8 protein-coding genes are annotated in these 8,512 nt (G+C 70.7%); 5 read left to right on the forward strand and 3 right to left on the reverse strand.

All coding sequences use genetic code 11. The features are described from left to right. Nucleotides 1-11: 11 nt before the first annotated feature. Nucleotides 12-1,490 (reverse strand): sialidase family protein, encoded by a 1,479-nt coding sequence (locus ABD691_RS09490; protein WP_344679154.1) that lies wholly within the window; start codon nucleotides 1,488-1,490, stop codon nucleotides 12-14. Between the two features lie 329 nt (nucleotides 1,491-1,819). Here ABD691_RS09490 and ABD691_RS09495 point away from each other — a divergent pair, with 329 nt between their 5' ends. The 3 genes from ABD691_RS09495 to ABD691_RS09505 all read left to right on the forward strand — a co-directional run bounded on the left by ABD691_RS09495 (nucleotide 1,820) and on the right by ABD691_RS09505 (nucleotide 4,076). Then, the gene (locus tag ABD691_RS09495; RefSeq protein ID WP_344679155.1) at nucleotides 1,820-2,185 is read left to right on the forward strand and encodes a hypothetical protein; all 366 of its coding nucleotides are present in this window, start codon (nucleotides 1,820-1,822) and stop codon (nucleotides 2,183-2,185) included. A 110-nt stretch (nucleotides 2,186-2,295) separates the two neighbouring features. After that, the gene (locus ABD691_RS09500) at nucleotides 2,296-3,450 is read left to right on the forward strand and encodes a GAF domain-containing sensor histidine kinase (protein ID WP_344679156.1); all 1,155 of its coding nucleotides are present in this window, start codon (nucleotides 2,296-2,298) and stop codon (nucleotides 3,448-3,450) included. After that, on the forward strand, nucleotides 3,447-4,076 hold the full coding sequence (locus ABD691_RS09505) for a response regulator (RefSeq protein WP_344679157.1): 630 nt from the start codon (nucleotides 3,447-3,449) through the stop codon (nucleotides 4,074-4,076). Before ABD691_RS09500 ends, ABD691_RS09505 begins: the two co-directional genes overlap by 4 nt. A gap of 318 nt (nucleotides 4,077-4,394) precedes the next feature. On the opposite strand, the gene ABD691_RS09510 is transcribed toward ABD691_RS09505, so the two are convergent. After that, complete coding sequence (locus tag ABD691_RS09510; protein ID WP_344679158.1) at nucleotides 4,395-5,189, reverse strand: SDR family NAD(P)-dependent oxidoreductase; 795 nt, start codon at nucleotides 5,187-5,189, stop codon at nucleotides 4,395-4,397. An 84-nt stretch (nucleotides 5,190-5,273) separates the two neighbouring features. Between ABD691_RS09510 and ABD691_RS09515 the strand changes: the two genes are divergently transcribed. After that, nucleotides 5,274-5,900, forward strand: a complete 627-nt coding sequence (locus ABD691_RS09515) for a TetR/AcrR family transcriptional regulator (protein WP_344679159.1) — start codon at nucleotides 5,274-5,276, stop codon at nucleotides 5,898-5,900. An 11-nt stretch (nucleotides 5,901-5,911) separates the two neighbouring features. On the opposite strand, the gene ABD691_RS09520 is transcribed toward ABD691_RS09515, so the two are convergent. Continuing rightward, entirely contained in the window at nucleotides 5,912-7,228 is a 1,317-nt protein-coding gene (locus tag ABD691_RS09520; protein WP_344679160.1) for a PucR-like N-terminal domain-containing protein, read from the reverse strand. A 645-nt stretch (nucleotides 7,229-7,873) separates the two neighbouring features. Between ABD691_RS09520 and ABD691_RS09525 the strand changes: the two genes are divergently transcribed. Then, nucleotides 7,874-8,506: a DUF6801 domain-containing protein gene (locus ABD691_RS09525; RefSeq protein ID WP_344679161.1), complete on the forward strand. Its 633-nt coding sequence runs from the start codon at nucleotides 7,874-7,876 to the stop codon at nucleotides 8,504-8,506. Nucleotides 8,507-8,512 lie beyond the last annotated feature (6 nt).

The raw sequence follows: 8,512 nt of genomic DNA on the forward strand, positions 1-8,512 counted from the left end.
CGTCAACCAGCTCAACCGCAGTGCTCGAACGGACTCTCGTACGCCGCAGAACCCACGGCCCCACCCCACCTCACGCAGACACCCGGAGCGGAAGCGACCACCGGCCCGGCGAAGTAGGAGAACTCCCCGGAATCAGTCTTGCGCGCGGCACCTTGAACTTCCAGGAAAGCCGAAGTGGGCGAAGGCGTCCCGACCGAAGAAGCCTTCGTCGTGACAACGCAGTTGGTCCCGTTCGAGGCGTTGTAGGACAGGTGAACGGTCCCAGCCGTCCCGAGCGGTTCCGAGTCGATGACCCGATAAGCGCTCCCGCACACCGGCGCGCCCAGGTCGGACTCGGTGATCACCGACCACCGGATGGTCTCGTTCGCGTTCCCGGCAGGACCCGCCTCGTACAACACCCCGGCCGAGGAAGGGCTCAACCCCACCATGTCGGAGTAGGCCGCGTCCTGGCCCCAGACCAGAAGCCCCTGCGGCTTGGTCGTCCAGTTCCCGCCCTCGTCGAACGACGAACTGACCACCAGCTCCCTGCGTCTGTCGCAAGTGGACGGAGCGGCGAACAGCACCCGGTTGTACCGGCCACCCTGATCGGTCGCGCTCATCCGCAACGTCGACGCCTGCACGATCGGGGTGATCAGGTCCGGCTCGTACCCGAACCGCGAGGAGAACGTCGCGCCGCCGTCGGAACTGATCGCGCGCAGCCGGTTGCGGGTCCCGCCTTCGAGGCACTTGTTGGCGTTGTTGGCCTGGTTGCGCGCGGCGGCGTAGATCCGGCCGTCGTTGAGCTCGACCAGGCTGATCTCCTGCGGCAGGATCGCGCTGGTGCTGCTGGTGTCGGTCGCCCCTCGCTTCCAGGTCACGCCCTGGTCGTCGCTGTGGATGATGGCGCCGGAGTTCTGCCCGTCGACGGTGTAGTTGATCCCGGCCACCAGCCGCCCCGCGTGCGCGCCCCGGGTCAGCACCACGCCGTGCGACGGGCCGGTCGCCAGCCATCCGGGCGCGGTGGCGAATCCGAGCTCCTGCGTCAGCACCTTCGGCACGGTCCAGGTGGCGCCGTTGTCGTCGCTGTGCTGCACGCGCGGAACCCGCCCGCAGGCCGGGTTCCGGACGCACTGCATGGTCGACAGCAGCACGATCCGCCCGGTGGAAGGGATGACGATCGGCGCGGGATTCCCCTTCGTGTCACCGAAACCTCGGATGACGACCTGCGGGGCGCTCCAGGTCTGGCCGCCGTTGGTCGAGCGCTTCATCACCAGGTCGATGTCACCGGCGTCGTTGCAGAACGTCGCGCCGCCCTTGCGGCCCTCGGCGAACGCGAGCAGATCACCGTTGTTCGCCCGCACCACCGCCGGGATCCGGTAGCAGTCGTAGCCGTCGGTCCGCTCCTTGAACACCACGGTGCTCCCGATCGCCGCGTGCGCCGGCCCGGCGCCGACCGTCACCGCGATCGCCGACACCGCCGCCAGCACCACCGCCGCGATCCTGCTCGCCATCCCCATGTGCGGCTCCTCCGCGTCAGCCGCGCTGGACCCAGCGGGGCGGATGCATTCTGGTCCGTCCAGCGCCGTTTCCGCCATATCCGCGAGCCGGTTGTTCATCTTCCGCATGGCTGACGTTCGAAACTCGTGCTCCATACGGCTCCGGCTGCTGGCCCGCTCGGACCTCCCCACCCGGTGGGCCGCCGCGGAACCCCACCGCCGCGGGAGGGGTGGGCTCCGCCGGGTTTACGGGTGCGCGCACCCTCGATGCCCTACCTGTCGCCGCTGACACTGTTCCACCTCGGTCCGGACTCGGGCCGAGCACGTGGAAACAGGTGACAGCGATGAGAAAAACGATCAGCGCCTTGGGCATCGCGTGCGCGTGCTGCCTGAGCGTCGTGGCCATTCCCGCCGCGGCGACGGCCGTGCCGGAGCAATCCGCGCCGGCCGCGACGGCGCCGGACCAGGCGGACCGCGCGGGCTGCTCCCGGCTCAAGAAGAAGACCGGGTACGGCGGGTGGGTCCGCTACCACTGCGCGCCGAGCTGGCCGGACGGCCACGCGGCCTGGGTCAAGTGCCGGTCCTTCGGTGACGGCCAGGTCAAGACCGTGACGCGGGAGGGCAACCGCACCAACGGCGGCAACACCTTCGCGCACTGCATGCCCAACGAGAAGCTCCACTTCTGGGGCTACCACGTCGTGCCGGGCTGACGATCGCCGCCGGTGCGGCGCCGCCGCGCGCCGCACCGGCGACGCCGGAGCCCGCCGCACTCCCCGGTAACATCCGCCGGGCAGGTGACGACGGTGGACGGGAATTCCGGGTGGGACAGGCACATCGCGCGGGCGTGGAGCGGGTCGCGGAGCAGGGCGTCCGCTTCGAGCGGCTGCTCGACGAGCACTCGCAGGTGCTCACGCTGCTCGACGACACCGCCGCGCTGCGCGGGCTGGCGCAGCGGATCCGCGAGGAGTGCGGCGCGCACATCGGCCTGGCCGGGCCGGTCGAGTCCGAACGGCTGCTGGTGCTGCGGCAGTGGAACGGCACCTGGGCGACTGGCCTGCACGACCTGCACGTCCCCATGGGCCTCGGGCTCGGCGGCAAGTGCTTCGCCGAGCTGCGGCCGGTGTGGGTCGACGACTACTGCGCCTCGGAGCTGATCACCCACGACTTCGACGGCCCGATCTCGGCCGACGGGATCCGCACCATGATGGCGGTGCCGATGATCCGCGCCGGGCGGGTGCACGGCGTGGTGTACGCGGCGATGCGCGAGGTCACCGACTTCAGCGGGCGCCAGCTCGACGCCGCCGTCGCGGTCGCCGACAGCGGCGGCCTGGCGCTGCAGACGGCGAGCGCGGCGCGCCGTCAGCGCGAGACCGCGGCGGCCACCGAGCGGCGCCGGATCGCCTCGGCGCTGCACGACTCGGTGGGGGCGCAGCTGTTCCGCCTCGGCGCCGAGCTGCGCGACCTGCGCGAACACGCCCGGACCGAGGGAGCCGCGCTGCTGGACCGGCTGATCCTGCTGGAGGACCAGCTCGCCCAGACCGCCTCGGCGTTCCGCGAGTCCGTGCACGCCCTGGACCACGACGAGCCTGCCGGCGGCCTCGCGGCGACCCTGTCCAGCGACTGCGCCGCGTTCCAGCGCCGCACCGGAACGACCGCGCAGGCGGTGGAGATCGGCACCCTGCCGGACTGCGACCCGCACCGCTCGCGGGTGCTCATCGCCGCCGCCCGCGAGGCGCTGCTCAACGTCGAGAAGCACGCCAACGCGCGCTCGGTGCTGATCAGCCTGATCGCGCTGGACGACGGGCTCACCGTGTCCATCGCCGACGACGGCGACGGCTGGAAGCACCAGGACGGCGGCAACGGCATCGGGCTGCGCACCACGACCGACCGGGTCGAGGAGCTCGGCGGCACGCTGTCGGTGGTGGCCAACGAGGACGGTGGGCTCACCGTGCGCGTCTGGGTTCCGCTGTCTTGACCGACGAGATCCGCCTCGCGGTCGTCGACGACCATCCCGTGGTCGTCGACGGCGTCCGCCTGCTGCTGCGGGACGATCCGGCGATCCGGGTCGTCGGCAGCGCGAGCACCGCGGCCGACGCGGTGCGGCTGGCCGCCCGGGTCCGGCCGCACGTGATCCTGCTCGACCTGCGGCTGCCGGACGCGATGGCCAGCGAGATCGTCGGCCCGCTGCGCTCGGCCGCCCCGGCGACGCGGATCGTGGTGTTCACCGCCTACCGCGACCACGCCGCGTTGCAGGCGACGCTGGACGCCGGGGTCGACGGCTGCCTGCTCAAGGACGCGGGCGCGACCGACCTCGTCTCGGCCGTGCGCCAGGCCGCGCACGGCATCGCGATCTTCGACCCGCGCATCGGCGACCGGGCCGCACCCCGGATGCGTTCGCGGCTGCACGACACCGGGCTGACCCGCCGCGAGTACGACGTGCTCCGCCACGCCGCGGCGGGCCGCACCAACCCCGAGATCGCCGAGCAGCTGGGCCTGACCCGGCACACCGTCACCGGCTACCTGCGCAACGCGATGCGCAAGCTCAACGCCCGCAACCGGATCGAGCTGATCTCCAAGGCCGCCCAGTCCGGTCTGCTCTGAACACCGCACGGTCCGCGCTGAACGCCGGGCGCCCGCAAACCCCCACAACTATGGGGGGCGGTTGTGCGGTCTACGTCTCACACCTTCGTGCAGCCGATCGAGGGACGTGACGTTTTCCCAGTTCAAAGCGGGGAAGGCGACGTGGCCCGCCGCTCGCGCGCGGCACGCCGACTGGACAGTGATCTTCCGTGAACAAGATGAACATGCTCATCGTCATCGTCGTCGGAGTCCTCGCGGTCGCCCTGTTGCTCGTCGCCGTCTCCCTCGGATGACCCCGGTCGATGCCGCGCTTGCAGGACCGGTGTCCTGCAAGCGGCATCAGATCCCGTCCAGCAACTCCAGCGTGCGGTCGTGCAGCCGTGCCGCCGCGCGGCGGTCGAACGAGACGCCGTGCACGTCGATCCGGCGGTCCCGCACGAACGCGCTCAGCGGCTCGGCGGGCGGGTCGTCGATCCGTTCCACGATCGGCCAGACGGCCGTTTCCACCGGTGTCGCGGACCGCTTCATCGCCTCGACGTGCGCGGCGGTCGGCCCGTCGTACTCCCCGGAGAAGCTGGTCGCCACGACGCCGGGGTGGAACAGCACGTACCGGGTCCGGTCCGCCCGCTCGGCGAAGGAGACCCCGAGCAGGTCGTTGAGCTTGCCCGCCTGGGTCATCGCCGCGGCGCCGTCGTAGTCGCGCGTCGAGCCGAGGTCGTCCCAGCGGACCGCCGACAGGTCCGCGCCCGGCCCGGCGACGTTCATGACGACCGGGTTCGCCGCCTTCTCCAGCGATCCGGAAAGCCCGTGGCTGAGCAGGAACCGGCTCAGATAGAACAGCGCGAAGTTGTGCTCGAAGCCCTCGGCGGTCTCGCGCCGCGCCGACAGGTAGTGCCGGGCGCACAGAACCAGCACGTCCAGCTCCGGGAACCGCGCTTCGACCTCCGCGACGACGGCCCGGTTCTCCCGGACCAGGCTCAGGTCCGCGGCCAGGAAGCCGGTCCCGAACTCCTTGCCCTTCTCCGGATCCCGGCCGACAACGAGGACGTTGTCCCCGCGCTCCAGATGCGCCAGCGCGAGCGCCCGGCCGATCCCGTCGGTCCCGCCGGTGATCACCACGTTCTTTGGACTCATGAGTTCAAAATACTGATATAGCGAGTTCTATACAACCGGGTCCACCTGGTTGTCCCGGCGCGGCCAATCCGTAAGATCCGGCGCATGGGCAGCACCGGACCGCGCGGACGGATCGACAAGCGGCAGGCGATCCTGGACGCGGCGTTCACCGTCTTCGCCCGCGAGGGCTACGCGCAGGCCGGGGTGGACGCGATCGCCGCCGAGGCGGGGGTCGCGAAGGCGACCGTCTACAACCACTTCGGCGACAAGGAGACCCTGCTGCACGAGGCGGTCGGGGTCTGCGCCGACCGGGCGCTGACCGACAACCTCGCGGTGGTGGAGCGGCTCGCGGGCGGCGAAGACCTGCGCGAAACGCTGGAGGACGCCGGGTTCCGGTTCCTCCAGTGCTACTGCGATCCTCGCTCGACCGCGCTGCGGCGGCTGCTCGCCGCGGAGATCAACCAGTTCCCCGATCTGCTCGACATCGTCGACGGCCGGGCGGCCGACCGCGTCACTGACGCTCTCGCCGACCGGCTCGCGCGGCTCGCCGTCGCCGGCCGCCTGCGGATCGACGATCCGCTCCAGGCCGCCGAGCAGTTCGCCGCGCTGTTGACCGGGCCCGCCGCCACGCGGAGCCGGTTCGGCACCCGGGACGTTTCCGAAGAGGAGCTTCGTTCCGTGGCCCGGTCCGCCGTTGGGACTTTCCTCCGCGCTTTTGGTTCGGTGGACTGAAAAGCGGTCGCTCAGTCCTGGGTCAGCAAGCGCTCGGCGCGCAGTGCGATCTCCAGGTTCAGGCGCTCGTCCGCGTCGGTCAGCCGGTCGCCGAACAGACCCTCCAGCTGGTGCATCCGGTAGCGGACGGTCTGCGGGTGCACGCCGAGGCGTTCGGCGAGTTCCGGTGCACTGCCCCGGGATTGCAGCCAGACGAGCAGGGTTTCGGTCAACCGCGCCCGCTGCTTGACCGTCAGGCCGTCCAGCGGGGCCAGGCTGCGCGCGCTCAGTTCCCGGATCAGGAACTCGTCGCTGAGCAGCCACAGCGTGGTGAGGTGGTCCGAGCAGCGGGTGACCGGGGCGTCGGCCAGGACGCCGCGCTGCACCAGGCCGATCACGCGTCGCGCCCAGCGCAGCGAGAGCGCGGCCTCGCTGATCCGCACCCGGGGTCCGATCGCGGCCCGCCAGCCCTTCATCCCCGACTCCAGCGCCGCGACGTCGGTGATCTCGTCGGTGAGCAGCAGGCACGGCTCCGCGCCTTCGAGGTCGACGAGCGCTTCCGGGCCGATCGCGGGGCTGCTGCGCGCGTGCTGGTCGGAGATCGGTTCCAGGGCGACCATCGTGACCCACTCCGGCAGCTTCCAGCGGGCGCTGCCCGCCAGATCGGCCAGCGTCTGCGGGGAGGCAGGCGGGTCGGCCAGGATCAGCTCCAGCAGCCGCCGCTTGCGCCGCGCCATCGTGCCCGCGGCCCGTTCCTGCGCCTCGGTGTAGCCCTCGATCGACAGCGCGGACAGCTCGTCGACGTAGGCGAAGATGGCTTCCGCGCAGACGCACAGGATGTCGACCGGAACCCCCTGCTTCTGCCCGAACTCCGCGATGTGGCGCCACGCCACGCGTCCGCCCACCCGGTAGGCGGTCTGCAGGCAGTCCAGGCTGCGGCCCTCGGTGAACTCCATCCTGCCGCGCAGCCGGAACACCTCGCGCCAGTCCTCGTGGGAGCGGACGTCGTCGCGGATGTTCGACAGCGGGTACAGGATCGCGTGCTCGACGGCCTGGGTGAAGTAGACGCCGAAAACGCCGTCCAGCGGCTGGGCGTACTCGGGCACCACGTGCTGGATCTCGCGCACCATGGCCTTGGCCAGGCCGCCGACGTACGGGCGGAACCGGTCGGCGAATTCCCGGGGCATCACCGACCACAGCCGTTTCGCGCGGCCGAGCGCGTTCGGTTCGGCGTCCATCGCGGCACGCAACTCCGACGTGCCGCGCGGCGGATCGCCGCGGCGCACCCGCGGTCCGGGCCTCGAGCTCGGACCGGTCCTGGTGTCGCCGGCCCCGACGTCGAACGTCATTGCTTCCCCTACGTCGCACACAAACTGCCGTTACATCGTTTCAACACGCGTAAGCATTTTGTAATCCACGGAACATAATTTCACGGCGCTCGGGGTGTCAACACAGCGGATTCACTGTTTGCCTTCGCACATGCGAGTTTCGGCCGTTCGGGTGGACTTCGCCCAATTCCGTGCCAATTTCGGGCGCCGACACCCGCGCGCCCATGACAAAAGTTGTCACTTCGGGGTCGGGCGGGTGCCCACCCCCGCGCGCATTCCGTGACCGCCCCGGTCAGCCGCCCGGGAGAGCGATCTCACGATCCGGAAAGATGACTTCTTTTCATGTTTCACCGTCAACTACCCACCGGCGGCCCCGAATCCGGCCACCGGCGACCCCGAATCCGGCGCATCGATCACGGGGGCGCGAACCGGCGGGACAGCAACTCGTTCCCCCGTGACAATTTCCAAAGAATGCGGCGAATGGCGCGGCTCCTCGCGCACCACATCCTTGCCAACCGCGATCGAGCCGCACTAATCTCCACCGCGGCAGGGCAATCGGGAATTCACGAACACTTTTTCCGGACGTCTTCCGGCCTTTCCTCCCGGCCCTCGCTTTCGAGAACCCGATCCGCACCGGAATCGTCCCCATTGATGAGGAGATCCGCCATGCCACTGAGCTCGACCTCTACCCGCCGGGCCGCCGCCGTCGTCGCGGCGGCGGGCATCGCGTCGCTGACCGCCTTCGCCGGGCCGGCGCTGGCCGAGCAGGAGACCACGGGCACCGCGATGGCCCCCGTGGCCAAGGACGTCACCTTCACCTGTGAGTTCCCCATGGTCGGCGCGCGGCCGACGCAGGCCAAGGTCAACGCCACCTTCCCGGACGGCGCGAAGGTCGGCGAGCCGATCAACGTCACCGACTTCAAGGTGGACGTGACCATCGACGAGCAGACCGCCGACGCGCTGCGGCTGATCGGCGGCGCCTCGGTGGAGGGCTCCGCCGCGACCGGCGTGGACGTCAACGTCAACGGCACCGACCTGGGCGTCACGCTCAACGGCCTGAGCATCCCGTCCACCCCGGTCCCGGAGAGCGGTCCGCTCAACACCACGATCGTCGGCCCCATCCCGGGCCTGACGGTCAAGCAGCCCGGCGAGGTCACCTTCGCCGTCGGCAGCACCTTCACCGGCAAGATCACCCCGCGGACCGCCGACGGCGGCGAGACCGAGCTGGGCACGTTCGACCTGCCCTGCACCCTCGACCAGGGCCAGGACCCGGCCCTGGCCTCGGTCCCCGTCCAGTAACGGCGG

The organism is Saccharopolyspora taberi (assembly GCF_039534165.1).
GTDB lineage: Bacteria > Actinomycetota > Actinomycetes > Mycobacteriales > Pseudonocardiaceae > Saccharopolyspora_D > Saccharopolyspora_D taberi.